This window comes from Roseovarius sp. (assembly GCF_965228755.1).
GTDB lineage: Bacteria > Pseudomonadota > Alphaproteobacteria > Rhodobacterales > Rhodobacteraceae > Roseovarius.
Genome location: NZ_CBDDIG010000005.1, coordinates 433,896 through 458,903, shown reverse-complemented (window position 1 = coordinate 458,903; position 25,008 = coordinate 433,896). Strand labels below are relative to the sequence as shown.

Here is a 25,008-nt window from a genome sequence, read left to right as displayed (position 1 = left end):
AATATTTGACCCTACGTAAAGCAACCGGTCAACGTTTTTATGGCGACCCGCGCACCCCGCCCTCAGCGATCGGAAAGCTCGATCGTCCAGCTCTGCTCGACCAGGTCCTGCCCGAAGGAGCGGACGGGAACCGAGCTTTCGCAGGCAAACCCCCGCGCCTTGTAGAGCGCACAGGCCGCCCGGTGGCTCTCATGCGTCCAGAGCGTCAGCCGCCTGTACCCGCAGTCCGTGGCAAACCCCAGGCAGGTCTCCAGCAGGCGCCGGCCAAGCCCCGTGCCCCGCGCCTCCGGCTCCACCAGGAACAGCCGCAGCTTGGCCACCTCCCCCTCCAGCCGCACGCAAAAGATGCAACCCAGCCGTTGCCCCTCCCGCTCGGCGATCCAGCCCCGCTCGCAGGCCGGGTCGTGCGCGGCCACGAAATCGGCCACGATCTCGGCCACCAACTCCCCGAAGCTGTCGTCGAACCCCGCCTCCCGCGCGTAAAGCGCACCATGCCGGGCGACGATCCAGTCGGCGTCGCGGGGCGTGAACGGGCGGATGGTGATGGTATCCATGGAACAACCAAAGCGTTTGCAGGCTTGTCTTTCAAGCCGGAAAGATATACCTGCAGAGCGCTTTTTCAGGAGGCCACCATGGGCATCAACACCGAACGCGACATCGAGGCGAACCTGCAGATCGGGCCGACCGACCAGGGCATGGTGCGCATCTACGTCGAGGCGGACGGCGTTGAAATCCCCATGGATTTCGAGCCCGACGAGGCCCGCGAGATTGCCGAGGAAATCATGGCAGCCGCCAAGGCCGCCGAGAAGCGCGGCTCATGACAGCGGATCGCGCAGCGCCTGAAGCCGCCGCGCCGCGTGGCGGGCAAAGCGCCGCGTGAGGGCCGTGCGCCGCGCCGCCGGCAGCTTGTCCTCCGGCGCCATCCGGATGATCTCGGCGTCATAGGCATCGGCCATGATCAGCCCCGTCTCCGGCGGCAGCAGGTCCGACGGGAACGCCTCGTCCACCGCCCAGAAATACCGGTCGCACCAGCCCAGGTAGGCTTCCCACTTCGCGTCCGACATGAAATCGGCGCGTGACGACTTGCACTCGATCACCCAGATCTCGCCCTTCGGCCCCAGCGCCATCACGTCCACCCGGCGGCCCCGCTCCGGCGTGAACTCCTCGACACAGACGAAGTCGTGGCTGGCCAGGTGACGGCACACGCCCCGCGCCAGCAACTGGCCGGGCATCAGCGTTTCGGAAGGGATCAGCACCTGCGTCATGGCCCCAATTTATGAACAATACGTGAACATTGACAACCCCTTCCTTCACGTGCCCGTAAGGCCGGGCTTTGCGCGCTTGATGTTTGCCGCAACCAACTCATACTCCCCAAGGGGCTCCGCCCCGAACCCGCCCAACCGAAAGCGCCTGACCATGTCCGAACCGAAATCCGAAACCGCCCGCAGCCGGGGTGTGCGCTATGCCCGCGAACTCGAGGGCCACGTGGACTGGCTCAATTCCTTCTCGGGCACCGCGCTCGGCGTACTGGCGGTGGCCTCGGGCATCTATACCTATCTCGGCGTCTCCTCGCTGCTCGACGACACCGGCGCCATGTCGGCCTTCGCTGCCATTGCCTACTCGGTGGCGGTCTCGGTCGGCATCTTCGTCTTCTGGTCCTACCTCCTGCGGCTCTTCCCGGCGGTCAACTCCCGGCAGGCGCGGATGGGGCTGCTGGGCGCCATGGGCCTCGGCTCGCTCGCCATCGTCGCCATGTCCAGCTGGCTCAACGCCGCGGCATTGGCCGGCTCGGCAGCGGTGGAACAGCACCTCGCCAAGACCGTGCAGGATTACCAGACCAGCCTCGAACGCGCCCACGAGGTCGCCCTGACCGGCCAGGCCCTCGAACGCGACGTCGCCCGTGTCCGCCAGTCCTTCGAGGATCTCAGCGAACAGGAAGCCACCGGCAACCTCTCTGGCCTCGCCGGGCGGGGCGCCGTGTTCCGCGTCCTCCGCCAGAAGGCGGCGGAACTCACGGCGCTCGAAACCCAGATCGCCCAGCAGACCCCGCTGGTCGACAACGCCTTCACCGAGGGCAACCAAATCCTCAGCCGGATGCGCGCGCTCACGGTCGAGCCCGGGCCGGTCGAGGCCCGCTCCATCGAATTCTCCGAACTCGCCGTGCGCCTTCAGGGCCTGATCACTCAGCTCCGGCAACTCACCGTCGCCCCCCTCGTGACCCGCGCCGCGCAGGATCTCGCCGATTCCGTCGTCCTCCCCGAACTCGACGGCAGCACCGCCGAAAGCCGTGACAGCCAGTCCTCGACCATCACCTCCGTGCTCGAGGTGCTGGGCCAGCGCGCCGCCACGCTCGAAGGCGCGGCACAGGAGGTGGCCAACCTGCCCGCCGCCCCGGAAGTCACCTACACGCCCATTTCCGCCGCCGACGCGGTGATCCTCTATGCCGGCAATTTCGTGCCCTCCTGGGCCGGCGCCATCGCCATCGACCTGCTGCCCGCCGTGCTGGTCCTGATCCTCGCCATCACCCAGTCGGCCATCCGGTCGGGCCGCGACGGCACCACTGTCGAGGACACGCTGACACTGGCCGAACTGCGCGCCGCCCTGGCGGCGGCGCGGGAGGTCGACGCCGCCATGGACCACCATGACGAGCCCCCCGCCCGCGATGCCGACGGCAACAAGATCAAGCGCATCACCGGCGGTTCGTCATGAACAGCGAGAGCCCGCCCGGGACGAACCGCAAGGACAGGAAGGGCAACGGCGTCGGCCGGATCCTCACCGCCATCCTGATCTTCCAGCTCGGCATCGGCGCCATGCTGGTACTGGGCGACGTGCAGCTTGGCCGCCTCTCCCTCCCCGGCCTCGGCCCGGACGCCCCGCGCCTGACCGAACCCGTGCGCCCCGGCGACCAGCGCCGCACCTACACCCCCGAGCGCGACCGCCCACCGACCCAGCCCGCCCGCGACCCCGGCCAATTGCCTGAACGCCTGATGCTGACCCAAATAGACGGCGCCACCTACCGGCTCGAAGGCGCCGTGGCCGAGGGCGACGGGGCGCGCGTCAAGAAACTGCTGGCCGAGGCCACGCCCACGCCCGAAACCCTCGTCCTGCAATCCCCCGGCGGCTCGGTGCAGGACGCGCTCGAGCTTGGCCGCCACCTGCGCGACCGCGAGATCGGCACGCAGATGCTGGCCGGCGAGTTCTGCCTCTCCGCCTGCCCCTACATCCTCGCCGGCGGCGCGACGCGCGACATCGACGATGGCGCCCAGGTCGGCGTGCACCAGCATTACTTCGGCCAAAGCTCGATCCTGCCCGCCTCCTTCGCGGTCGAGGACATCCAGGCCGGACAGGGCGAGGTGATGGTCTACCTCAACGACATGGGCATCGACCCGATGGTCATGACCCACGCATTGGCCACCCCGCCCGACGAGATCTACGTGCTGCTGCCCGAACAGCTTCGCGAATACAATTTCGTGACGCAAGAAGACTGACAGACCCCTTGCTCTGGGCCCTTCCGCAGCTTACCTATTGCGCGTGACGGGTGCTGCCCTTCTCGTGAACGGTTGCATTCCGGTGGCCTTAAATAATTCCGAGGGAGCTGGCTCTGTCCGGGCCCTGGTCCGGTTACCCGGCGCCCACCTGTACATGCAGGTCCTCGGGAATGAGATAACCAAACGGTTGCGTGCGGGCCCGTCACACATTCCGCACAACGACGACACCGCCAGTGAAAAATGCCGCGTCGGTTGACCCGCGCGGCATCACTGCTTGCGATATGTCGGTAGCCCTACCGCTTTTCCCAGAACGCCCGGTTCCCCTGGTCGGCCCGCACCGGGATGGTCGCGTAGTCGCGCCGCATCTCGACATGCTGGCGCAGCCCGCCGCCGGGGCCGTCATCGTCGTCGTCATCCTTCATCCGCATGACGGCAATGCCGAACTGCACGCCGGCAAAGATCACCCCGTTCGAAATCCACAGCACGACAAGCGCGATCCAGCCCTTGTCGGACGTGCTGATCAGGTGCCAGAGATTTGCGATGTTGAACCACAGCAGCATGCCCACGAACACCCCCGCAAGACCGAAGCCGATGGCGACATTCTTGATGTAGAGGCTGATAAGCTTGGGCATGGTGTGCGACTCCTTTGCGAGGTGCGCCAATAAGTGTAGCACAAGAGGCCCGGCACTCAAGGAAATCCCCGGTTTCCGACCCGCGATTTCCGGTCGCATGCGTATTTCTGCCACCGGATTCCGCTCTGGCCATTGCATCGCCCCTGCGCTATCTGGCAGTCCTGCACCGCCCCCGGGGAGCCGAGATGTCCGAAACCCATGCCTTTGAAAAACCCGGACCGGTCGAATCCGGCCTGAAAAGCGCGATTTCCTCCACCGAGGAGATCATCGCCGCCGCCCGCAAGGGCGAAATGTTCATCCTCGTCGACCACGAGGACCGCGAGAACGAGGGCGACCTCGTCGTCGCCGCCGAGTTCGCCACGCCCGAGGTGATCAACTTCATGGCCACCCATGGCCGCGGGCTGATCTGCCTGCCGATGACCGCCGAACGGATCGACCGGCTGGGCCTGCCGATGATGGCGGTCAACAACTCCTCGCGGCACGAAACCGCCTTCACCGTCTCGATCGAGGCGCGCGAGGGTGTGACCACCGGCATCTCCGCCGCCGACCGCGCCCACACCATCGCCACCGCGATCAACGACCAGAACACGGCAGCCCAGATCGCCACGCCGGGCCACGTCTTCCCGCTCCGCGCCCGCAACGGCGGCGTGCTGGTCCGCGCCGGTCACACGGAAGCCGCCGTCGACATCTCCCGGCTTGCCGGGCTGCACCCCTCCGGCGTGATCTGCGAGATCATGAAGGAAGACGGCACCATGGCCCGCCTCCCCGACCTCGTGGAATTTGCGGAGGCGCATGACCTCAAGATCGGCACGATCTCCGACCTCATCGCCTATCGCCACAAGCACGACAACCTGATCCGCGAAGTGCGGCGCGACACCGTGACCTCCTCCCATGGCGGCGAGTGGCAGATGCGCATCTTCGCCGACCAGATCACCGGCACCGAGCACGTCGTGCTCACCAAGGGCGACATCACCGACGGCAAGCCGGTACTGGCCCGCGCCCATGCGCTCAACGCGCTGGAAGACGTGCTCGGCATCGGCCTCTCGGCCGCCGAGGGCCGCCCCACCGGCAAGCTGCCCCGCGCCATGGACATCATCGCCGAGGAAGGCCGCGGCGCCGTCTTCCTCTTCCGCCAGCCCCGCCCCAAGCTCTCCGGCGAGATCGAGGAAGACGAGGGCCCGCGCACCATCAAGCAGACCGGCCTCGGCGCCCAGATCATGTCGACCATGGGCCTGCACGAGCTGATCCTGCTGTCCGACAACCGCGACACCCGCTATCTCGGGCTCGACGCCTACGGCATCACCATCGTCGGCACCAAGCCCCTCAGCCAAGGAAAATCCTGATGGCCGGAACCGAATACACCCTGCCCCGGGCCACCTTCACCGACCCGGTGAAACTCCTGATCGTGGTGGCCCCCTTCTACCGCGACATCGCCGACATGATGATCGCCGGCGCCGTGGCCGAGATCGAGGCCAGCGGCGGCACGCACGAGATCGTCGAGGTGCCCGGCGCGCTGGAAATCCCCACCGCCATCGGCATGGCCGACCGGATGGCCAAGTTCGACGGCTACGTCGCGCTCGGCTGCGTCATCCGGGGCGAGACGACCCATTACGACACCGTCTGCAACGACAGCTCGCGCGGGATCACCCTGCTGGGGCTTCAGGGCACGCTGGTGGGCAACGGCATCCTCACGGTCGAGAACCGCGACCAGGCCGTCGCCCGCGCCGATCCCACCCAGATGAACAAGGGCGCCGGCGCCGCGGCGGCAGCCTTGCATCTGGTCGCGTTGGGCCGTAAGTGGGGCGGCCGTCGCAAGGGCGTGGGCTTCCTGCCCGAGCCCGACACGACGCCATCCGACCATGACAAGGACGCCCCCAAGGCATGACCGACGACGTGAAAGCAGTTTCCGGAAACCAGAAGCGCCGCATGCGCTCGGCCGCGCGGCTCTACGCCGTGCAGGCGCTGTTCCAGATGGAGCATTCGCAGCAAAGCGTCAATGCGGTGGCGCAGGAGTTCCTGTCGCACCGGTTCGGCGCGGAACTCGATGAAGGCGTCGAGATGGCCGACGGCGATATCGACCTCTTCCGCAAGCTGCTCGACGACGCGGTCACCTGGCAGGCAAAGATCGACCAGATGACCGACCGCGCCATCGTCGCCAAGTGGAAGATCGACCGCATTGACCCGACGCTCCGCGCCCTCTTCCGCGCCGCCGGGGCCGAGATGGTCAATTCCGACACCCCGCCCAAGGTGGTGATCATGGAATTCGTCGACATCGCCAAGAGCTTCTACCCCGAGGGGCGCGAGCCCAAGTTCGTCAACGCCGTGCTCGACCACATGGCGCGCGAGGCGAAGCCAGAGGCGTTCTAGGCAGCGTTTTCCGGGGCGAAATGCCGCGCGGGTGTCCTCCCCGGAAAATGCGTATTTTTCGCGGCCGGGCGGGTCGACGAGAGAGCCTGCCCGCACCGGCGTTTGCCGTCCCTTACTTGACCGGAAGCATCACGTGGGCATAGGGCGTGCCAGGCCACATGACCCAGGGCGCACCGGCACCTTCGGGCACTTCGTGCGGGTAAGTGGCGAGCATTTCCTTCGCGTCCGAGCCGACGATCATGACATGCGGTCCGGTCTCGATCCACTGGTTGTCGGCGGACTCGGCCATGGCGAAGGGATCGATGTTGCTCGCCCCTTCGTCGCCCAACATCATGTAAGCGAAGCCGACCGTGGCGGGCGGTTCCGTCTTGCTCATCCAGGCCTGAGCCCATGCCATCGCTGCACCGTCGAGGCACATCGGGTCACCGCCGGGATACATGCAGGTCCAGCCGTTGGTGCCCTCCCGCAAGACCTCGGGCTCGCCCTCTTCGGGGACGTGCAACAGCGTCGCGTTGGCGAGCACTGCGACGGGGGCGACGCCCTCGAGCCGTTGCATCAGGTCTTCGGCCGAGACGTCCATCGCCCGGGCCGACGAGGTCACCGCAAGCAACAGGCAGGTCGTGGTCGTCAATTTCAGGGTGATTTTCATGGGAGCGCCCTCCTGTAAAAGGTTAACGCTATCGCCATCGAACAACCGCCCGACGGCGGTAGTGCGCCAATGATACGCCCGAAACCGCATTTCACAAAGCAGAATAAGGCGCTCACGCCAGCGCGTCGTTGGCCACCCAGCGGAACAGCACGAAGACCCCGCCGATCAGGATCATCGGCAGCAGGATCAGGTTGAACAGCAGCACGGCCAGCAGCTTGATATAGCTCTGGATCAGCTCGTCGGCCTCCGACGCGATCCGCGTGGCCATCGAGCTGTATCTGGCAATCGCATCCCCCTGCTCGAACCATCCCGAGAGCCAGCCCTCGTCCTCCGTCTCCGGTTGCGCGGTGTCCACCCCGTCAATGATCTCGCTGACGATGCGCTGGTTCTCGGTCCATGTCCGCTCCGTCATCAAATCGGCCAGCGACCCCGACAGCCAGTACGACAGGGGCAAGGCAACCGCGAAGAACGCCCCGTACAGCAACAGCTTCCGCCCGACCCGCATTCGCGTCACCAGCACCATGGCCAGCAGGCCAAACCCGCTCATCGCGAACCCGATGGCCCCCACCGGCCCCATGGCGACCGACAGCACCCCCGACACCATCATCATCGCGAAGACGACAGAGGCGATCCTTTCGATCGTGTCGTCGATCGGCTCCAGCGTCTTGAGCGGCTGCACCGACGCCGACGCCCCCACCGACAGGCCGACCTCGGCCTCCTGCGCGGTCGACAGGAACGCGTTGATCGTGCGCAGCGAGACATAGGTCACCGCGCTCGCCGCCGCGACCCGGCTGGCATAGCTTTCCGCCCCGTTGGACAACGGGTTGAGCGGATAGAAGAACGCCAACGCAAAGCAGAAAACCGCCGCCACCGGGGCTAGAAAGTACCGATGGCGGGCGGGTTTATCCATCCTTGCGGATCACCTCGTTCTTCGGATCGTAGGGGCTGTCACAGGTCACCACGGCATCCCACAGCTTGTCCTGCATCTTGACCTTCAGCTTCGTGCCTTCCACCGCCTGCTCGGGCTTGACGTAACCCATGCCGATGGACTTCCCGAAGTGAACCGAATACCCGCCCGAGGTCAAGCGGCCCACGCGGGTGCCATCCTCGGTGTAAAGCACCTCGCGGCCCCACGGGTCGGCATCCTCCGGCCCGTCGATCAGCAGGGTGCAGCACTTCACCCGCACGCCGGTTTCCACCAGCTTGTCCTTGCCGTGGAACTCCTTGTCGAGGTCGACGAAGCGCGGCAGATCGGCCTCCAGCGGCGTCGCATCGCGGCCCAGCTCGTTGCCGAAGGCGCGATAGCTCTTCTCCTGCCGCAGCCAGTTCTGCGCCCGCGCACCGACCAGCTTCATGCCGTGTTTCTCGCCCGCCTTTTCCAGTAGGTCGAACAGGTAGTTCTGCATCTCGATCGGGTGATGCAGCTCCCAGCCCAGCTCGCCGGTATAGGCCACGCGGATCGCGTTGACCGGGCACATGCCCAGCTCGATCGGCCGCGCCGACAGCCACGGGAAGCGCTTGTTCGACAACGCCGTTGCCGGGTCGGCATCCTTGATCACCTCGTTCAGCACGTCGCGCGACTTCGGCCCGGCAATGGCGAATACGCCCCACTGGCTGGTCACGTCCTGCAGCTCGATCCGGCCGAACTCGGCCTCCTTGTCCTCGATCGCCTTCTTCAGGTAATCGGCGTCATACTCCGTCCACGCCCCGGCCGAGACGAGGTAATACTTGTCCTCCTCCAGCCGCACGATGGTGTACTCGGTCCGCGTCGTGCCATTGGCGGTCAGCGCATAGGTCAGGTTGATCCGCCCCACCTTGGGCAGCTTGTTGCAGGTGAACCAGTCGAGGAAGGCGGTCGCGCCCGCGCCCTTGACGATATGCTTGGTAAAGGCCGACGCGTCGATCAGGCCCACGCCCTCGCGGATCGCCTTGGCCTCCTCGACCGCGTATTGCCACCACGCGCCGCGGCGGAAGCTGCGAGCGTCGTGGTCGAAGCTGTCCGGCGCATCCAGCGGCCCGAAATAGTTCGGCCGCTCCCAGCCGTTGACGAAGCCGAACTGCGCGCCCCGCGCCTTCTGCCGGTCATAGGCCGGCACGGTCCGCAGCGGGCGGCAGGCCGGGCGTTCCTCGTCGGGGTGGTGCAGGATATAGACGTGGTCGTAGCACTCCTCGTTCTTGCGCGCCGCGAATTCCGTGGTCATCCAGTTCGACGAGTACCGCTTGGGGTCGAGAGAGGCCATGTCGATCTCGGCCTCTCCATCCACCATCATCTGCGCGAGGTAGTACCCGGTGCCGCCGGCAGCGGTGATCCCGAAGCTGAACCCCTCGGCCAGCCACAGGTTTCGCAGCCCCGGCGCCGGGCCCACCAGCGGGTTGCCGTCCGGCGTATAGCAGATCGGCCCGTTGAAATCGTCCTTCAGCCCGCATTCCTCGCTCGACGGCATGCGGTGGATCATCGCCATGTACTGCTCCTCGATCCGCTCGAGGTCGAGCGGGAACAGGTCGGCACGGAAACTGTCCGGCACGCCGTATTCAAAGCAGGCCGGCGCGTTCTTCTCGTAGACGCCCAGGATCCAGCCGCCCCGCTCTTCCCGCACGTAGGATTGCGCATCGGCGTCCCGGATCACCGGATGCTCGCCATTGCCCTCGGCGCGGTACTTCTGCAGCGCCGGGTCGGCATCGGTCACGATGAACTGGTGCTCCACCGGGATGGCCGGCATCTTGATGCCCAGCAGCTTCGCGGTGCGCTGCGCGTGGTTGCCGCTCGCGGTCACCACGTGCTCGGCGCTGATCACGGTCTGCTCTTCCCCGGGCACGAGGTTGCCGCCCTTCTCGACCATCTTGGTGAGCGTCACGTCCCAGTGGTCGCCCATCCACTCGAACTTGTCGGCCTGCCACTTCCGCTCGATCATCACGCCGCGCTGGCGGGCACCCTTGGCCATCGCCATGGTCACGTCGGCGGGGTTAATGTAGCCGTCGGTCTGGTGATAGATGGCGCCCGCCAGGTCCTCGGTGTTGATCAACGGCCAGCGCGCCTTGATCTCGTCCGGGCTCAGGAACTCGTAGGACACGCCACAGGTCTCGGCAGTCGAGGCATAGAGCATGTACTCGTCCATCCGCTCCTGAGTCTGCGCCATGCGCAGGTTGCCCACCACGGCGAACCCGGCATTCAGCCCGGTTTCCTCTTCCAGCGTCTTGTAGAAATCGACCGAGTACTTGTGGATATGCGTCGTCGCATAGGACATGTTGAACAGCGGTAGCAGCCCGGCCGCGTGCCATGTCGACCCCGCGGTCAGCTCGTCGCGCTCGACCAGCATCACGTCCTCCCAGCCGGCCTTGGCCAGGTGATAGGCGATCGAGGTGCCAACGGCGCCGCCGCCGACGACCAGGGCTTTCACTTGCGTTTTCATGGGCTGCGACTCCTTCGTGCATGCGTTGGCGCATATGTATCATTCCTGCATGGCGACGGCGGTTTCAGCCGACATAAACAGGCTTAAAACCGACGCCGCCCGGGGCGGTCGGACCCCGGGCGGCAGATGCGTGTCACGAAAAAGCGCGGGTCAGTCGCAGAACTTGCCGCTCGAGGCCCCCAGGCAGGTCCGCCCGCCGGACAGTTGCAGCCGGCTGACGCCGCTTTCTTCCGCGCGTCCGCCAAGCGCGTTGCCGCCGTTGAGCGTCACCGTCGCAGCGGCCGGTTCCTGCGGCTCGGGCGCCCCCTCTGCCTCGGCATCGCCGGCCTGGCCATAGCGCTGTTCCGCAGCCAGCGTGGCAACCTCCAGCTCCTCCGCCGCGCTCAGCGCCGGCGCCGCTCTGCCCACGCCCGCCACCGGCTCGTCCAGCATCAGGTTGAGGCTGTCGTAATCGATCCGTTCCAGGAAGGCGCGCACCGTCTTAGGCGCCGCATTGGCCGCCACCCCGATCAGGATGTCCTCCCCGATGAAGGCCTCCAGCGCCAGGGCCGCGCCGCCCTGCACCTCGGCGCCCGTCACCTCGAAAAACGGCACGCCCTGCACCACGGCATAGGGCGCATAGCTCGGGCCCGAGGCGCCATAGATCGATTCCGACACCAGGTGCCCCAGCGCCACGATCCCCCGCTCCTTGGAATCATTTCCGATATACCGCGCCGAAAGGCGCACCATCTCGTCGCCCCGCACGTAATCCCACGTGTCGAACAACGCGACCTGCGCCGCCTTCTTCAGCTCCCGCTTGACCGCCATCTGCTCGGTCAGCGGCAGGCCCGCCAGCATCTCGGCGGCATCCGGATTGGGGTCTTCCCACGCGCGGCGCTCCCAGCCCTCCGGGGCCTCGGGCAGGTGGGTGTGGGCCTCCTTCGACTGCCGGCGCGCCGTGTCGATGGCGCTGACGGTCTCGCCAAGCCGCGAGGTGTAGGATCCGACATAGGTCGCGAACGCATATTCGCCGGGGTACGAGCCGTTGGCCTTGGCCTGCACGACGTAATCCGTGCCGACGGCGAAAGTGGCGGCCACACAGACGAACCCGATGGCGTAAGGATTGAACATTGAAAAGCTCCGCTAACTGTCCGGTCAGCGACGTGATCGCACCGGAATCGGGCGGAAATCGGGATCGGGGGCGGCGATTGGATGGCGCGGGCCTACCGCCCCACGGCCACCCCTTCCCGCCGCGGGTCGGCCCCGCCCAGCAATCCGCCCTCCTGCACCGAGATCGCGTGCAGGCCCGAGGTCAGCACATTCCGGTTCACCTCGAACCCCATGCCCGCCAGCGCGCCGACCAGCTCGTCGCTCACCAGCCCGCCTTCCACGTCATAGGTGCCGAACCGGTTCACCAGGTGCGGCAGCGCCACCGCCTCCTGCACATCCATGCCCCAGTCGAGATGCGCGATGATCGTCTTGGCGACATAGCCGATGATCCGGCTGCCCCCGGGCGAGCCCACGACCAGCACCGGCTTGCCGTCCTTCAGCACGATGGTCGGCGCCATCGACGAGCGCGGCCGCTTGCCGGGCTCCACCCGGTTGGCCACGGGCCGCCCGTCCTCGTGGCTGGTGAACGAGAAATCGGTCAGCTCGTTGTTCAGCAGGAACCCCCGCACCATCAGGCGAGAGCCGAATCCGTTCTCGATCGTCGTCGTCATCGAAAGCGCGTTGCCATACCCGTCGACGATGGAAATATGCGAGGTCGAGGGAAACTCGATCGACGCATCATCGGCCCAATTGAGCGCATGGTCATACTCCGGCGCGCCCGGTTCGACCGCCTCCAGCGCCGCCTCGCCTTTCAGAAGCTCCGCCCGCTCCGCCAGGTAGCCCGGCTCGACCAGCCCCTCGACGGGCACCGGCACGTAATCGGTGTCGGCCATGTACCGCCCCCGGTCGGCAAAGGCGAGCCGGCTGGCATCGCCGATCAGCCGCCACGCCTCGGCGCTCTCCGCCCCCATCCCGGCAAGGTCGAACGGCGCCAGCAACCCCAGGATCTGCCCCACCGTCAGCGCCCCGGACGAGGGCGGCCCCATCCCGCACACCTCGTAGCCGCGATAGGGTACGCAAACCGGCGCGCGCTCCTTCACGCTGTAGATGGCAAGGTCGATCTCCTCCATCACGCCCGGGTTGCCGGGCGCCCCCTGCACGGTTGCCACGATGTCCTGGGCGATATCGCCCGTGTAGAACGGCGCCGGCCCCTCGCTGGCCAAGGTGCGCAGCGTTTCGGCATAGTCCGGGTTTTTCAGCACCTGCCCCACTTCCGGCAGCTTGCCCTCGGGAAAGAAATACGCCCGCGTCGGCGCGAACCGCGTCAGGCGCACCGCGTCGCCCGCCACCATGGTCGACAGCCGGGGCGACACCGCGAATCCCTCGTCGGCCAGCCGGATCGCCTCGTCGAACAGCCCCGTCCACTCGGACCGGCCCCACGCCTCGTGCGCGGCCTTGAGCAGCGCTGGCGTGCCCGGCACCCCCACCGACCGGCCGCCCACGACGGCATCGTAGAAATCCAGCGGCTCGCCCGCCTCGTCCTGGAACAGCCGCGGCGTCGCCGCCAGCGGCGCGGTCTCACGGCCATCGAGCGTCGTCAGCTCGCCGCTCTCGCCATCATACCAGACAAGGAACGCGCCCCCGCCAAGCCCCGAGCTTTGTGGCTCGACCAGCCCCAGCACCGCCTGCACGGCCACCATCGCGTCGGCCGCCGTGCCGCCCTGCTCCAGCACCCGCGCCCCGACCTCGACCGCCAGAGGGTTGGCGGCCGCGACCATCCAGTCCTTTGCCTCCACCGGCCGCCCGGCCGCCTTCGCCTCGAGCGCGTGCAGTGTCTGCTCGGATACGGCAACCTGCCCCGCCCCGGCGGCTTCCGGCTCGACGGCATCGGCGGCTTGCTGGGCCGCAAGGGCCACCGGCAAAAGACAAAGGGACAGGCAGAGGATGAAGCGGCGCATGACGGCCTCCTGGGGCAAGGGGAGTTGCCCGAACTCTGTCGCAACACGGGGCCATAGGCAACCGGTTGAGCCTGCCCCGCAATCCATGCACTAATGCCGCGCAAATCCACGCAACATCCAAGGAAGCGCCCATGTCACGAAGCGTCATCATCGAACAGGCCGGCGGCCCCGAGCAACTGAAGCTGACCGAAACGCAGGTGGGCGACCCCGGCCCGGGCGAGATCCGCATCCGCCACAAGGCCTGCGGCCTCAATTACATCGACGTCTACCAGCGCACCGGGCTCTACCCGCTGCCCCTGCCCCACGCCCTCGGCATGGAAGCCGCCGGCATCGTCGAGGCAGTGGGCGAGGGCGTCACCCACCTCAAGGAAGGCGACCGCGCAGCCTATGCCGCCGTGCCCCCCGGCGCCTATGCCGACGCCCGCGTCATGCCCGCCGCCCAGGTCTGCCCCCTGCCCGACGGCATTTCCTTCGAAGACGCCGCCTCGATCATGCTGCAGGGCATGACCGTCGAATACCTCTTCCACCGCACCTGGCCGCTGGAAAAGGGTCAGACGGTGCTCTTCCACGCCGCCGCCGGCGGCGTCGGCCTGCTCGCCTGCCAATGGGCCCGCTCCGAAGGGATCGAGCTGATCGGCACCGCCGGCACGGACGAGAAATGCAAGCTCGCCCTCGACATGGGCGCCAGCCACTGCATCAACTACCGCCAGACGGATTTCGCCCCCGAGGTCAAGAAAATCACCGGCGACAAGGGCGTCGACATCGTCATGGACGGCGTCGGCAAGGACACGTTCGACGCCTCGCTCGACTGCCTCAAGCCGCTGGGCATGATGATCTCCTTCGGCAACGCCTCCGGCCCGGTCGAGCCGGTCAGCCTGCTGACGCTGGCCTCCAAGGGGTCGCTCAAGATGACCCGCACCACGCTTTTCACCTTCCTCGCCGATCACGACCGTTGCCAGGCGATGGCGAAACACCTGTTCGAGAAGGTCGAAAGCGGCGACGTGAAGACGAATATCGGCCAGCGCTACAAGCTCGAGGACATCGCCGAGGCCCACCGCGCGCTCGAAGCCCGCGAAACCACCGGCTCCACCATCATCACCCTCTGAGCAAACGAAGAACGGCGCCCTCGCGGCGCCGTTCCCCCGTCAAAGCATCGACGGAACCACCTGGTCGGGCGGGCGGTGGCCATCATCGAAGGTCTTGATGTTCAACAGCACCTTCTCGCCCATCTCCATCCGCCCCTCGTTGGTGGCCGATCCCATATGCGGCAGCAGCACCACGTTCTTCAGCTCCCGCAGGCGCGGGTTGATCTCGGTGCCATGCTCGAACACGTCGAGCCCGGCGCCGGCAATCTCCCCCGCCCGCAGCATCCTCGTCAGCGCGTTCTCGTCGATCACCTCGCCGCGTGAGGTGTTCACGATCACCGCGTCGGGCTTCATCAGCTTCAGCCGCCGCGCGTTCATCAGGTGAAAGGTCGAGGGCGTGTGCGGGCAGTTGATCGACATCACGTCCATCCGCGCCACCATCTGGTCGAGGCTTTCCCAGTACCGCGCGCCCAGCTCCTCCTCCGTCTCCTCCCGAAGGCGGTGACGGTTGTGGTAATGGATCTGCATCCCGAACGCCGCGGCCCGGCGGGCCACCGCCTGCCCGATCCGGCCCATCCCGAGGATGCCCAGCCGCCGCCCGGCCACGCGCCCGCCCAGCAGCGCGGTGGGCGACCAGCCATGCCACTCGCCCGACTGCATCACCGCCAGCCCTTCGGGTATGCGGCGCAAAACCGCCAGGATCAGCGCCATGGTCATGTCGGCGGTATCGTCGGTCAGCACCCCGGGCGTGTTCGACACCAGGATCCCCCGCTGGCGGGCCGTATGCACGTCGATATGGTCGACACCGGCGCCGTAATTGGCGATCAGCTTCAGCTTCTCCCCGGCCTGCGCGATCAGCCCCGCGTCGATCCGGTCGGTGATCGTCGGCACCAGCACGTCGGCCGTCGCCACCGCCTCGGCCAGCTCCTCGCGCGTCATCCGCGTGTCGCTTTCGCGCAGGCGCACGTCGAAGAGCTCCTGCATCCGGCGCTCGACCGGCTCGGGCAGGCGTCGCGTAACGACAACACTCAGACGGGCAGATGGCATGAAGCTCCTCCTTTGACTTCCAAAGACCGCGCGATGATGCCAGACTGGCGCAGGAAACAGCGGGGCACAAGAACCCCATTGGCATTGAAGAGCAGGAATTCGAACATGTCGCTGAAATCGGCGTTTCCGGGGGTGGTCCCGGCCATTTTTGCCTGTGTCATCTCCGCCCTGGCCACCGCCGCGCCCGCCCGCGCGCAAGAGCGTGGCCCCGTCACCAACCTTCCCCTGCCACGCTATGTCTCGATGAAGGCGGCCGAGGCGAACGTGCGCCGCGGCCCCAGCCTCACGCACCGCATCGACTGGGTCTTCAAGCACGAGGACATCCCGCTCGAGATCACCGCCGAGCACGGCCACTGGCGCCGCGTGCGCGACCGCGACGGCGCGGGCGGCTGGGTGCATTACTCGCTCCTCTCCGGCGTGCGCACGGCGATTGCCGAGACGGACATGCTCGAACTCCGCGCCCAGCCCGATCCGGGCTCGCTCGTCATCGCCCGGCTCGAGATCGGCGTGATCGCGCGCATCGAAACCTGCACCGCCACGTGGTGCCGTCTCGAGGTGGCCGGCTACGAGGGCTGGACCCCGAAAGGCACGATCTGGGGCGTCGCACCCGACGAAATCCTCGAGTGACACGCCCCGGTCGCCCGCCGACATCAAAAGCCGAGAATTTCTGCCAATCCGGGCTTGAACAGCCGCACCGACCGGAGTAATACGCGCGTCACGTTGGGGTGTAGCCAAGTGGTAAGGCAGCGGTTTTTGGTACCGTGTACCGTAGGTTCGAATCCTACCACCCCAGCCAGTCTTCCCGTCAGAACGAAAAACCCCGCCATGCGCGGGCCCAGGCCCTCGGCACGCAACCGATCCGGCCATTCTCCCGGTGGCACATGTCACGCCCGGGAGGCCGCCTTCCGCGCCACCTTCGGCCCGACCAGCCAAGGGGCGACACGCCAAAGGTAGATGCCGAAGGCCAGCGTCCAGAGCGCCGCCGACAGGTCGATTCCGTCAACGCCTCCCACCGCCACGTGCCCGGCCACCGCGCGCACCACGGCGGCGCCACAGATCAGGGCGAAGGCCCAGCTCAGCCCGGCGCCGGCCACAAGCGCTCGTCCGGTATGGCCCATCGTCGCCCGCATCATGACGGCCAGCGTCATCCCGCCGATGGCGCCGATGCCAAGCACGTGGGCACCCACCGCCGGCCCGACCAGCCCGGCCGCACCTACCCCGATGGCGGCAAAGCCCAGCGGCACCATCAGGTACGCCACGTGAAGCATGAGCAGAAGCGGCGACCGCCAGCTGTCCTGCCCCCGCCAGCGCCCCAGGCGGATCACGTGCAGGACAGCCGCAAGACCGCCGAGAGGAACGGTCGCGACGTGAAACGGCGCAATGACCCAGCAGGCCAGCGCGCCGACGCCGGCCAGGATACAGATGCCGTCAAACCGGTTGAACGCCACCGGCAGGCGCGCCGCGCCACGCTGCGCAAGCCAGTTGCGCGTGAAGCTCGGCACGATCCGCCCCCCGATCAGGATGATCAGGAAGATCAGCAGGGCAATTCCCAGCCGGCGGCCGGTTTCCGACACGCCTTGGGTCAGGGCCTCGACATGAAACAGGATATTCGCGCCCCAGAGCAGGGAGACCGGCACCAGCACCTTCAGGTTCTTCCAGTTGCGCCCCGCGACGATTTCCCGGGCGACCATCGCGGCCACGGCCAGCAGGAACGCCTGGTCGGTCAGGACAACGCCCACCGGTCCGGCCGGGACAAGGCCGGCCACCGCCGCCCGCCCCGCCAGCCAGAGCGCCAGCAGGGCCGCCAGCGGCCAGCCGCGGGTCGGCATCCGCCCGGTCCAGTTCGGAACGGCCGTGAACAGGAACCCCGCCACCACCGCGGAGCCATAGCCGAATATCATCTCGTGGACATGCCAGTCCGTCGGCGCGAAATGGCCCCCGATGCCGACCTCTCCGCGCCAGACCAGCCACCAGGCCGGGATCGCCGCGAAGGCGAAGATGCCTGCGCAAAAGAAGAATGGCCGGAAGCCATAGCTGAAAAGGGCCGGGCCCCGGTAGGTGTTGCGCGTTGTCATGGTTCTCGGTCCTTCCAAAAGCAATCGGGCGGCACCATCGGCACCGCCCGAATCGGTCTCGTGACGCGGGACGCTGCGTCAGTCGACCTGGGCGATCAGGTCCGCCATGCGGGCCTTTGCCTTACCCTTCTGCTTCACGGCCTCCGCCGCCTCTAGGTTGACCGCGTCGCCCACCTGGATCAGCGCGACCATCCCCATGGCATAGTGCGGCGTACACTTGATGCCATAGACCCCCTCGGCCTCGACCGTCAGGTCGAATTCTTCGTTGAACTTGGTCTTGAAGCCCTCGACACCCTCGGGCAGCATCCCGTCGATATCCTCGACGTTGTGGCCCTTGTCGGTGGGCAGGAACCTGATCACGTCGCCCGGCTGGGCCTTCACGTAGGCGGGTTCGAAGACCATGACACCGGCCTCGCCCTTGTTCAGCATGTGAACCTCGAAGGTCTCGGCCCCGGCGGCACCTGCGGCCAGGGCAAGAGCAGCGGTCATCATCAGTTTCGTCAGCATCGGAACATCCTTTCGTATCTTGTCCGGTTGCGTTCTCTGCCTCCGATATGCGTTAAGAAGCCCGAACGAACTTTGCTCTGAAACAAACTCCGGACACAAAACGTGCCCAAGCTCGACGAAAGCCTCCTGACCGGCCTGCCCCCGTTCTCCCTGCTGGAGCGCGCCCAGATCCGCGAGATTCTCGACCACGCCGTCTCGCGCCGCTACGAGGAAGGCACGACGATCTTCCGCGAAGGGCATGACGCGGGCCGCTTCTACCTGCTGCTCGACGGCTACCTGCGCGTCGTCCGGACGACACCGGGCGGCGACCAGATCATCCTGCTGCACATCTCTCCCGGCCAGCTCTTCGGGATCGCCCCGGCGCTTCAGCGCGACACCTACCCGGCCACCGCCATCGCCGCGGCGGAATCGATCGCGCTGTCATGGCCCGTCGGCCTCTGGCCGGACTTCGTGGCGAACTACCCCGGCTTCGCGACCGAAAGCTACAAGACGCTCGGCCAGCGGCTGGGACAGATTCAGGAAACCCTGACGGAGATGGCGACCCAGGCCGTGGAGAAACGGGTGGCCTGCGCCCTGCTGCGCATGGTCAACCAGAGCGGGCGCAAGACCGCCGAGGGTATCGAGATCGCCTTTCCGGTCACCCGCCAGGACATCTCCGAGATGACCGGCACGACCCTGCACACGGTCAGCCGCCTCCTCTCCGCCTGGCAGCGGGACGGTGTCGTCCAGTCGACGCGCAAGCACATCGTCGTCACCGATCCGCACCGGCTGGTGATTCTCGGCGGCATGCAGGGCTGACCGCCCGGCCGCCGGATCACGCCCGCCGCCTGCCCGCGCCCGCCTCGCCGATCAGCCCGGCAAGCTCCGCCCGGAACGCATCCTCGTCCAGCCCGTATTCCAGGCAGGCATCCGTGATCGCGTGAAAAGGGGCAATCGGGCAGCCCGGGCAAAGCATCCGCCTCGCCAGGAAGGCCGTGGCCGTCATCGGCCACATCACGAAGAGCTCCGAAAGCGGCAGGTCGGGATCGTCGAAGTCGGGCGGTCTCATGGCGGCTCCTTTCATACCGGCATGCTGCGCGCATCTTTCGTCCCGTTCTTTGCGTTTGCACAACAAGCGACCACGCCGCTCCCCCTAGACCTCGGGTATCCGAAACAATCTGTCGGGACCGCGACATGTCAGAAATACTTACCAAATCGCGGGCCAGGAACGTGTTCTACGGGGGATCCATCTTCTTCGTCGTCGTGTTCGTGGCCCTGACGGCGCAAAGCCACCGCCACATCGTAAACACCGCCACGGCCGGAATGCCCCTGACCGACGAAGTCCGGCTGGGCAAGCACGTGTGGGAGCGCTTCTCCTGCATCAACTGCCACACCCTGCACGGCGAAGGCGCCTATTTCGCCCCCGAGGTCGGCAACGTCATGACCCGGTGGGGCGTCCAGGACGACCCCGAGCTCGCCTACGAGATGCTCGACGGATGGATGAAGGCCCAGCCCTCGGGCATCGAGGGCCGCCGCCAGATGCCGCATTTCGAAATCACCGAGGAGGAGATGCGCGCGCTTGCCGAATTCCTCCGCTGGGCCGACCAGACCGACACCCAGAACTGGCCGCCGAACGACGCCGGCTGAGCCATTTTGAGGAGATGAACCCATGAAATACCAATCGCAAAAAGTGGCCTACGCCTACTTCCTCGTGGCCATGGCCCTGTTCGGCATCCAGGTGCTGGGCGGGCTTCTCGCCGGCTGGGTCTACGTGTCCCCGAACACGCTGTCCGAGATCCTGCCGTTCAACGTCATCCGCATGATCCATACCAACGCGCTGATCGTCTGGTTGCTGCTCGGCTTCTTCGGTGCGGCCTACTACCTCGTACCCGAGGAAAGCGAGCGCGAGATCTTCTCGGTCAAGCTGGCCTATATCCAGCTCGCGATCCTCGTGGTCGGCACCCTGGGCGCCGTCGGCTCCTATCTCGTCGGCATCCACGGCGGGCGCGAATTCCTCGAACAGCCCCTCTGGGTCAAGTTCGGCATCCTCGTCGCGGCCGTGATCTTTCTCGTCAACGTCTCGCTGACCTTCCTGGCAGGGCGCAAGACGGCAATCACCAACATCCTGATGATGGGCCTCTGGCTGCTCTGCCTGCTCTGGGTCTTCGCCTTCATCAACCCCGACAACCTGTCACTCGACAAGATGTACTGGTGGATGGTCGTCCACCTCTGGGTCGAGGCCACGTGGGAACTCGTCATGGCCGCGATCCTGGGCTTCCTGATGCTGAAGCTCACCGGCGTCGACCGCGAGGTGATCGAGAAATGGCTCTACGTCATCGTCGCCACCGCGCTCTTCAGCGGCATCCTCGGCACCGGGCACCACTTCTACTGGATCGGCACGCCGGGCTACTGGCAGTGGATCGGCTCCATCTTCTCGACCTTCGAGGTGGTTCCCTTCTTCGCCATGATGTCCTTCGCCTTCATCATGGTCTGGAAGGGCCGCAAGAACCACCCCAACAAGGCCGCCCTGCTGTGGTCGCTGGGCGCCTCGACCGTCGCCTTCTTCGGCGCGGGCGTCTGGGGCTTCCTGCACACGCTGCACGGGGTGAACTTCTACACCCACGGCACCCAGATCACCGCCGCGCACGGGCACCTCGCCTTCTACGGCGCCTACGTGGCCCTCAACCTGGCGATGTTCAGCTACGCGATGCCGCTCCTGCGGAACCGCGCGCCCTATAACCAGGTGCTCAACATGGCAAGCTTCTGGCTGATGACGGGGGGCATGGCCTTCATGACCTTCACCCTGACCTTCGCCGGAACGATCCAGACGCACATGCAGCGGATCGTGGGCGACTACTACATGGATGTGCAGGACCAGCTTGGCCTCTTCTACCTGATGCGGTTCGGCTCGGGCATCGCCGTGGTCCTCGGCGCCATCCTGTTCATCTACTCCATGCTCGTGGTGCGCCGCGAGGTGGTCAAACCCGGCCCCGTGGCCGTCCCGGGAGAGTGATCCGATGAAAGACCTTCATGACCCCGCCCTGCCGTTCTACCAGCCCGTCGCCGATGAATGCACGGTGTTCGAAACGGCCCACACCAACGGTTTGCCCCTTCTTCTGAAGGGGCCGACCGGCTGCGGCAAGACGCGCTTTGTCGAACACATGGCGGCGCGCCTGAACCTGCCGCTGCACACCGTCGCCTGCCATGACGACCTGTCGGCCGCCGACCTGATCGGCCGCTACCTGCTGAAAGGCGGCGAGACGGTCTGGGTCGACGGGCCGCTCACCCGGGCGGTGCGCGAGGGGGGCATCTGCTATCTCGACGAGGTGGTCGAGGCGCGCAAGGATGTCACCGTCGTCCTGCACCCGCTGACCGACGACCGCCGCCGGCTGGTCATCGACAAGACGGGCGAGGAACTGGTGGCACCGAATAGCTTCATGCTGGTGGCCAGCTACAACCCCGGGTACCAGAATATCCTGAAAAAGCTGAAACCCTCGACCCGCCAGCGCTTCGTGTCCATCGGCTTCGACTTCCCCTCGCCAGAGGTGGAGGTGCCGGTGGTGATGCGCGAAAGCGGGCTCGACGAGGGGCGCGCCGGGGCGCTGGTGCGGCTCGCCGGTGGCATCCGCAACCTCTCGGGCATGGACCTCGAGGAAGGCGTGTCCACCCGTCTCCTCATCTATGCCGCGACGATGATCGCGACGGGCATGACCGTCGAACGCGCGCTCCAGGCCGCCATCATCGAACCCCTGTCCGACGAGCCGGACGTCCAACAGGCCCTGCGCGATCTCGCCAGTGCCGTCTACGGGTAACGCCATGATCCACCTTCTCGACCTCATGGAGCCGGAGGAAACGGTCGGCAACCTCTGGCACGACATGGCCACGCGGCAGGCCGCCGCCGAGTCCGGCCGCGCCGTGACCTTCGACGCCATGCGCCCCTCGCTCACCGCGCTCTTCCGTGCGCTCGGCGGCCCGGCCGGGGTCGAGATCGTGGCCTCGCCCCTGGCCTCGTCCGATCACCGGCCCGGCCTCCTGCGCCGGGTCGGCACGCCGCGGGAAATGGTGCATGTCGCCGATTTCGACGGCGACCGCCTGCGCCTGCCGCCGGTGCTGGATGGCTTCTCGACCCGGCAACTGAATCGCGCCGCCTATCTCTGGCTCGCCGCCATCGCCGCCTTCGCCGAGCTCCCCCGGCGGCTGGCCGATCCCTATCTCAACGACCTGGCCCAGGTCGCCGCGAACGAGGCCGCGATGGATCGAGCCTTCCGCGCCTGTCCCGGGCTTCAGGACGCCTACCAATCGCTCTGCGTCGAGACCTGCGCCATGCGCAAACGCGGCGCCCTTCCGCGCCACGAGGCCTCGGTCGAGCGGATGATCCTCGACCAGATCGGCTGCCAGCGCGGCGGGACCGACAAGATCGACGGCCCCGCCACGCGCGGCTATCGCAGCTATGCCCCGGTGCCGATCTGGCTCCGGTTCCTGCCGCGCGTTGCCGGCAAGGGGGCGTCGGACCCGGCCGAGCAGCCCGACCAGGCCCCCGCCTTCGCCGTCCCCAGCCGGAAGGAAGCACGGCGCGAGGACCGCGATCAGGCGAACCGCAACGACGGGTTCATCATCCACCGGTTCGAGACGATCATGTCCTGGGCCGAAAGCCTGAACATCAACCGCATGGTCGATGACGACGACCAGGACAACGCCGCCAAGGCAGCCGAGGATCAGGACCACCTGACCTTTTCCGAGAACATGAAACGCGCGGCCACCCGGCTGCGCCTGTCGCTCGACCTGTCGCCGCAGGATGCCGATCACGAGATGCTGGCCGGCCGGTTCACCTATCCCGAGTGGAACCGCCGCACCGGCGACTACATGCCCGGCCATACCCGCGTGCTCGAAGCCCCGGCCAGGCCGCGCGCCGAATACGCCCCCGATCCGCGCCTCGTCGCACGGGTCAAGCGCCAGTTCGCCCCGCTCCACCCCCGGCGCGTCATCCTGCCCCGCCAGATCGACGGCGACGACCTCGACCTCGACGCCGTCGTCACCTCCCGCACCGATATCGCCTGCGGGCAGGAAGGGTCCGACAGGGTCTGGCAGGCCGGCCGCCCCGTCGCCCGCGACCTCAGCGTCGCCATCCTCATGGACTGCTCGCGCTCGACCGAGGCCGCCATCGGCGACACCTCCGTCATCGAGGTCGCGCGCGAGGCCCTGTCGTCGCTCGCCGAGGGCATCGACACGGCCGGCGACCGCCTCGGCATCTGGGGCTTTTCCTCGCTCCGTCGCGACCGCGTCTTCCTGCACCGCGCCAAGACCTTCTCCGAACCGATGTCGCGTGACATCACCGCCCGCATCGGCGGCCTCGCGCCCGGCCACTACACCCGCCTCGGCGCCGCGATCCGCCACGTCTCGGCCCAACTTGCCGACGAAGGCGCGACCCGCCGCCTCCTGCTGGTCCTGACCGACGGCAAGCCGAACGACCTCGACCACTACGAGGGCCAGCACGGGATCGAGGACAGCCGCATGGCCGTCCGCGAGGCCCGCGCCCTCGGCCAGGCGGTCCACGGCGTCATCGTCGACCAGGACGGGCAGGACTGGTTCGCCCGCATCTTCGGCCGCGCCGGCTTTACCCTGCTGCCGCACCCCGAACGCCTGCCCCGGGCCCTGCCCGGGATCTACCAATCCCTCACCATGGAGAGCTGAGATGAAACGCATCCTCGCAATCGCCCTGACCCTGCCCGCCACGGCCCTCGCCGAAACCTTCGACCGCCCGATCCCGCAGCCCCAGACGGAAACCGCGGAGTTCTGGTTCCTCGTGGGCTCCGTCGCGCTGATCCTGTCGCTGGTCGCCGTCCAGGTCCTGGTGAGCCGGCGATGAAACCCTCGCCCGGGCTTTTCGCCGCCCTCTACCCCTTCGGCGCGGGGGCGATGGGGGTGAACCTGTTCTTCGCCTCGCTGATCGGGTCATGGATCGGCTGGCCCGTCCTGACACCGTGGCAGGCGGCGGCCGGGGGGCTGGTCATCGGCCTGCCGGCAACCTATGCCTTCGCCTGTCACATCGTGCGACTGATAAAGAAGGCCGACACCTGATGACGGGCTGGACGGAATACACCCTCGCGCTGGCGATCTTCGTGGCCAGCCATTTCCTGCCCCGCATCGGCGGGCTGCGGGACCGGCTGATCGGCGCGGTCGGGCGGCGGGCCTATTTCTCCGTCTACGGTGCCCTGTCGCTCGGCCTTCTCGTCTGGGTGATCGCCGCGGCAGGCCGCGCCCCCCATGTCGAGCTCTGGTCCCAAATGCCATGGACACGCTGGGCGCCGGGTATCGCCATGCCGCTGGCCGTCCTGCTGGCCTGCTGCGGCGCCGGGCTGGCCAATGCCTTCACCCTCGGCGGCCGGCGCGGCGCCACCTTCGACCCCGCCAACCCGGGCTTCGCGGCCGTCTCCCGCCACCCGCTGTTCCTCGCCCTCGCCCTGTGGGCCGGGGCGCATCTCCTCCCCAATGGCGACCTCGCCCATGTCATCCTCTTCGGCAGCTTCGCCATCATGGCCCTTGCCGCCATTCCGGCCTTCGACGCCCGGGCACGGCGCACCCTAGGCGCGCAGGCCAGGCCGTTCTTCGCATCCACCGCGATCCTCTCCCTCCGCCCCCTGCTTGACCGGGCATGGCTCCGGGCCAATGCAGGGCCCGCGGCGATCCGGGCGGCAATCGGCCTCCTCCTCTGGGCCGCCCTCCTCCACCTGCATAGCGCGGTGATCGGCGTCTCGCCCTTTCCCTACTGAAAACGGAAGCCC

The 25,008-nt window shown here is 67.2% G+C and carries 28 protein-coding genes and 1 tRNA gene; 17 read left to right on the top strand and 12 right to left on the bottom strand.

The features are described 5' to 3' along the window. Positions 1–62 precede the first annotated feature (62 nt). Positions 63–554 carry a GNAT family N-acetyltransferase gene (locus ACO07J_RS05560; RefSeq protein WP_422027073.1) on the bottom strand — a complete coding sequence of 164 codons (492 nt, stop codon included), beginning with the start codon at positions 552–554 and terminating at the stop codon, positions 63–65. Positions 555–632: 78 nt separating this feature from the next. Between ACO07J_RS05560 and ACO07J_RS05555 the strand changes: the two genes are divergently transcribed. Beyond that, on the top strand, positions 633–821 hold the full coding sequence (locus ACO07J_RS05555) for a DUF6324 family protein (RefSeq protein WP_300892060.1): 189 nt from the start codon (positions 633–635) through the stop codon (positions 819–821). On the opposite strand, the gene ACO07J_RS05550 is transcribed toward ACO07J_RS05555, so the two are convergent. Continuing rightward, positions 816–1,265, bottom strand: coding sequence for an MmcB family DNA repair protein (locus ACO07J_RS05550; RefSeq protein ID WP_422027071.1), 450 nt, complete (start codon positions 1,263–1,265; stop codon positions 816–818). The genes ACO07J_RS05555 and ACO07J_RS05550 overlap by 6 nt on opposite strands. A gap of 151 nt (positions 1,266–1,416) precedes the next feature. On the opposite strand from ACO07J_RS05550, the gene ACO07J_RS05545 reads away from it, so the two are divergent. Together ACO07J_RS05545 and ACO07J_RS05540 are read left to right on the top strand one after the other, a co-directional pair. Then, complete coding sequence (locus ACO07J_RS05545; RefSeq protein WP_422027069.1) at positions 1,417–2,709, top strand: hypothetical protein; 1,293 nt, start codon at positions 1,417–1,419, stop codon at positions 2,707–2,709. Beyond that, on the top strand, positions 2,706–3,488 hold the full coding sequence (locus ACO07J_RS05540) for a hypothetical protein (RefSeq protein WP_422027067.1): 783 nt from the start codon (positions 2,706–2,708) through the stop codon (positions 3,486–3,488). The genes ACO07J_RS05545 and ACO07J_RS05540 overlap by 4 nt, the downstream gene beginning before the upstream one ends. A gap of 293 nt (positions 3,489–3,781) precedes the next feature. On the opposite strand, the gene ACO07J_RS05535 is transcribed toward ACO07J_RS05540, so the two are convergent. Further along, a complete protein-coding gene (locus tag ACO07J_RS05535; RefSeq protein WP_422027065.1) occupies positions 3,782–4,120 on the bottom strand; it encodes a hypothetical protein in 339 nt (112 codons plus the stop codon). Positions 4,121–4,305: 185 nt separating this feature from the next. Between ACO07J_RS05535 and ribB the strand changes: the two genes are divergently transcribed. Genes ribB through nusB form a run of 3 tightly spaced genes read left to right on the top strand, consistent with a single transcriptional unit; the run spans position 4,306 to position 6,487 of the window. Continuing rightward, positions 4,306–5,463, top strand: a complete 1,158-nt coding sequence (gene ribB, locus ACO07J_RS05530) for a 3,4-dihydroxy-2-butanone-4-phosphate synthase (protein ID WP_422027064.1) — start codon at positions 4,306–4,308, stop codon at positions 5,461–5,463. Then, a complete protein-coding gene (locus tag ACO07J_RS05525; RefSeq protein ID WP_422027062.1) occupies positions 5,463–6,005 on the top strand; it encodes a 6,7-dimethyl-8-ribityllumazine synthase in 543 nt (180 codons plus the stop codon). Before ribB ends, ACO07J_RS05525 begins: the two co-directional genes overlap by 1 nt. Further along, positions 6,002–6,487 carry a transcription antitermination factor NusB gene (gene nusB, locus ACO07J_RS05520; RefSeq protein WP_422027060.1) on the top strand — a complete coding sequence of 162 codons (486 nt, stop codon included), beginning with the start codon at positions 6,002–6,004 and terminating at the stop codon, positions 6,485–6,487. Before ACO07J_RS05525 ends, nusB begins: the two co-directional genes overlap by 4 nt. 112 nt (positions 6,488–6,599) lie before the next feature. Here the strand turns inward: nusB and ACO07J_RS05515 are convergent, their stop codons facing one another. From ACO07J_RS05515 to ggt, 5 genes are all read right to left on the bottom strand, one after another. Beyond that, on the bottom strand, positions 6,600–7,136 hold the full coding sequence (locus ACO07J_RS05515) for a hypothetical protein (RefSeq protein WP_422027058.1): 537 nt from the start codon (positions 7,134–7,136) through the stop codon (positions 6,600–6,602). A 112-nt stretch (positions 7,137–7,248) separates the two neighbouring features. After that, a complete protein-coding gene (locus ACO07J_RS05510) occupies positions 7,249–8,046 on the bottom strand; it encodes a hypothetical protein (protein ID WP_422027056.1) in 798 nt (265 codons plus the stop codon). After that, positions 8,039–10,546, bottom strand: coding sequence for a GcvT family protein (locus ACO07J_RS05505; RefSeq protein ID WP_422027054.1), 2,508 nt, complete (start codon positions 10,544–10,546; stop codon positions 8,039–8,041). The genes ACO07J_RS05510 and ACO07J_RS05505 overlap by 8 nt, the downstream gene beginning before the upstream one ends. A 150-nt stretch (positions 10,547–10,696) precedes the next feature. Next, positions 10,697–11,656, bottom strand: coding sequence for a hypothetical protein (locus ACO07J_RS05500; RefSeq protein WP_422027052.1), 960 nt, complete (start codon positions 11,654–11,656; stop codon positions 10,697–10,699). A 92-nt stretch (positions 11,657–11,748) separates the two neighbouring features. Continuing rightward, positions 11,749–13,533 (bottom strand): gamma-glutamyltransferase, encoded by a 1,785-nt coding sequence (gene ggt / locus ACO07J_RS05495; RefSeq protein ID WP_422027051.1) that lies wholly within the window; start codon positions 13,531–13,533, stop codon positions 11,749–11,751. A gap of 131 nt (positions 13,534–13,664) precedes the next feature. Between ggt and ACO07J_RS05490 the strand changes: the two genes are divergently transcribed. Beyond that, entirely contained in the window at positions 13,665–14,639 is a 975-nt protein-coding gene (locus ACO07J_RS05490; RefSeq protein ID WP_422027049.1) for a quinone oxidoreductase family protein, read from the top strand. A gap of 39 nt (positions 14,640–14,678) precedes the next feature. On the opposite strand, the gene ACO07J_RS05485 is transcribed toward ACO07J_RS05490, so the two are convergent. Further along, complete coding sequence (locus ACO07J_RS05485; RefSeq protein ID WP_422027047.1) at positions 14,679–15,665, bottom strand: 2-hydroxyacid dehydrogenase; 987 nt, start codon at positions 15,663–15,665, stop codon at positions 14,679–14,681. A 105-nt stretch (positions 15,666–15,770) separates the two neighbouring features. On the opposite strand from ACO07J_RS05485, the gene ACO07J_RS05480 reads away from it, so the two are divergent. Next, complete coding sequence (locus ACO07J_RS05480; protein WP_422027045.1) at positions 15,771–16,292, top strand: SH3 domain-containing protein; 522 nt, start codon at positions 15,771–15,773, stop codon at positions 16,290–16,292. 94 nt (positions 16,293–16,386) lie between these two features. After that, positions 16,387–16,461, top strand: a tRNA-Gln gene (locus ACO07J_RS05475). Between the two features lie 88 nt (positions 16,462–16,549). Here ACO07J_RS05475 and ACO07J_RS05470 read toward each other — a convergent pair. Next, positions 16,550–17,740: an NnrS family protein gene (locus ACO07J_RS05470; RefSeq protein WP_422027043.1), complete on the bottom strand. Its 1,191-nt coding sequence runs from the start codon at positions 17,738–17,740 to the stop codon at positions 16,550–16,552. A 78-nt stretch (positions 17,741–17,818) separates the two neighbouring features. Continuing rightward, entirely contained in the window at positions 17,819–18,247 is a 429-nt protein-coding gene (locus ACO07J_RS05465) for a pseudoazurin (RefSeq protein ID WP_422027041.1), read from the bottom strand. A 102-nt stretch (positions 18,248–18,349) separates the two neighbouring features. On the opposite strand from ACO07J_RS05465, the gene ACO07J_RS05460 reads away from it, so the two are divergent. Further along, positions 18,350–19,045 carry a Crp/Fnr family transcriptional regulator gene (locus ACO07J_RS05460; protein ID WP_422027039.1) on the top strand — a complete coding sequence of 232 codons (696 nt, stop codon included), beginning with the start codon at positions 18,350–18,352 and terminating at the stop codon, positions 19,043–19,045. 16 nt (positions 19,046–19,061) lie between these two features. Here the strand turns inward: ACO07J_RS05460 and ACO07J_RS05455 are convergent, their stop codons facing one another. Then, on the bottom strand, positions 19,062–19,295 hold the full coding sequence (locus tag ACO07J_RS05455; RefSeq protein WP_422027037.1) for a hypothetical protein: 234 nt from the start codon (positions 19,293–19,295) through the stop codon (positions 19,062–19,064). A gap of 125 nt (positions 19,296–19,420) precedes the next feature. On the opposite strand from ACO07J_RS05455, the gene ACO07J_RS05450 reads away from it, so the two are divergent. From ACO07J_RS05450 to ACO07J_RS05420, 7 genes are read left to right on the top strand one after another with little or no spacing between them, the layout of a single operon-like run. Beyond that, positions 19,421–19,873, top strand: coding sequence for a c-type cytochrome (locus ACO07J_RS05450; RefSeq protein ID WP_422027035.1), 453 nt, complete (start codon positions 19,421–19,423; stop codon positions 19,871–19,873). Positions 19,874–19,895: 22 nt separating this feature from the next. After that, the gene (locus tag ACO07J_RS05445; protein WP_422027033.1) at positions 19,896–21,239 is read left to right on the top strand and encodes a cbb3-type cytochrome c oxidase subunit I; all 1,344 of its coding nucleotides are present in this window, start codon (positions 19,896–19,898) and stop codon (positions 21,237–21,239) included. A gap of 4 nt (positions 21,240–21,243) precedes the next feature. Next, a complete protein-coding gene (locus ACO07J_RS05440; protein WP_422027031.1) occupies positions 21,244–22,038 on the top strand; it encodes a CbbQ/NirQ/NorQ/GpvN family protein in 795 nt (264 codons plus the stop codon). Between the two features lie 4 nt (positions 22,039–22,042). Beyond that, positions 22,043–23,917, top strand: coding sequence for a nitric oxide reductase activation protein NorD (locus ACO07J_RS05435; RefSeq protein ID WP_422027029.1), 1,875 nt, complete (start codon positions 22,043–22,045; stop codon positions 23,915–23,917). 1 nt (position 23,918) lies between these two features. Next, positions 23,919–24,092, top strand: a complete 174-nt coding sequence (locus tag ACO07J_RS05430; protein WP_422027027.1) for a hypothetical protein — start codon at positions 23,919–23,921, stop codon at positions 24,090–24,092. Next, complete coding sequence (locus ACO07J_RS05425) at positions 24,089–24,304, top strand: NnrT protein (RefSeq protein WP_422027025.1); 216 nt, start codon at positions 24,089–24,091, stop codon at positions 24,302–24,304. The genes ACO07J_RS05430 and ACO07J_RS05425 overlap by 4 nt, the downstream gene beginning before the upstream one ends. After that, positions 24,304–24,996, top strand: a complete 693-nt coding sequence (locus tag ACO07J_RS05420) for an NnrU family protein (RefSeq protein ID WP_422027023.1) — start codon at positions 24,304–24,306, stop codon at positions 24,994–24,996. Before ACO07J_RS05425 ends, ACO07J_RS05420 begins: the two co-directional genes overlap by 1 nt. The last annotated feature ends 12 nt before the right edge of the window (positions 24,997–25,008 follow it).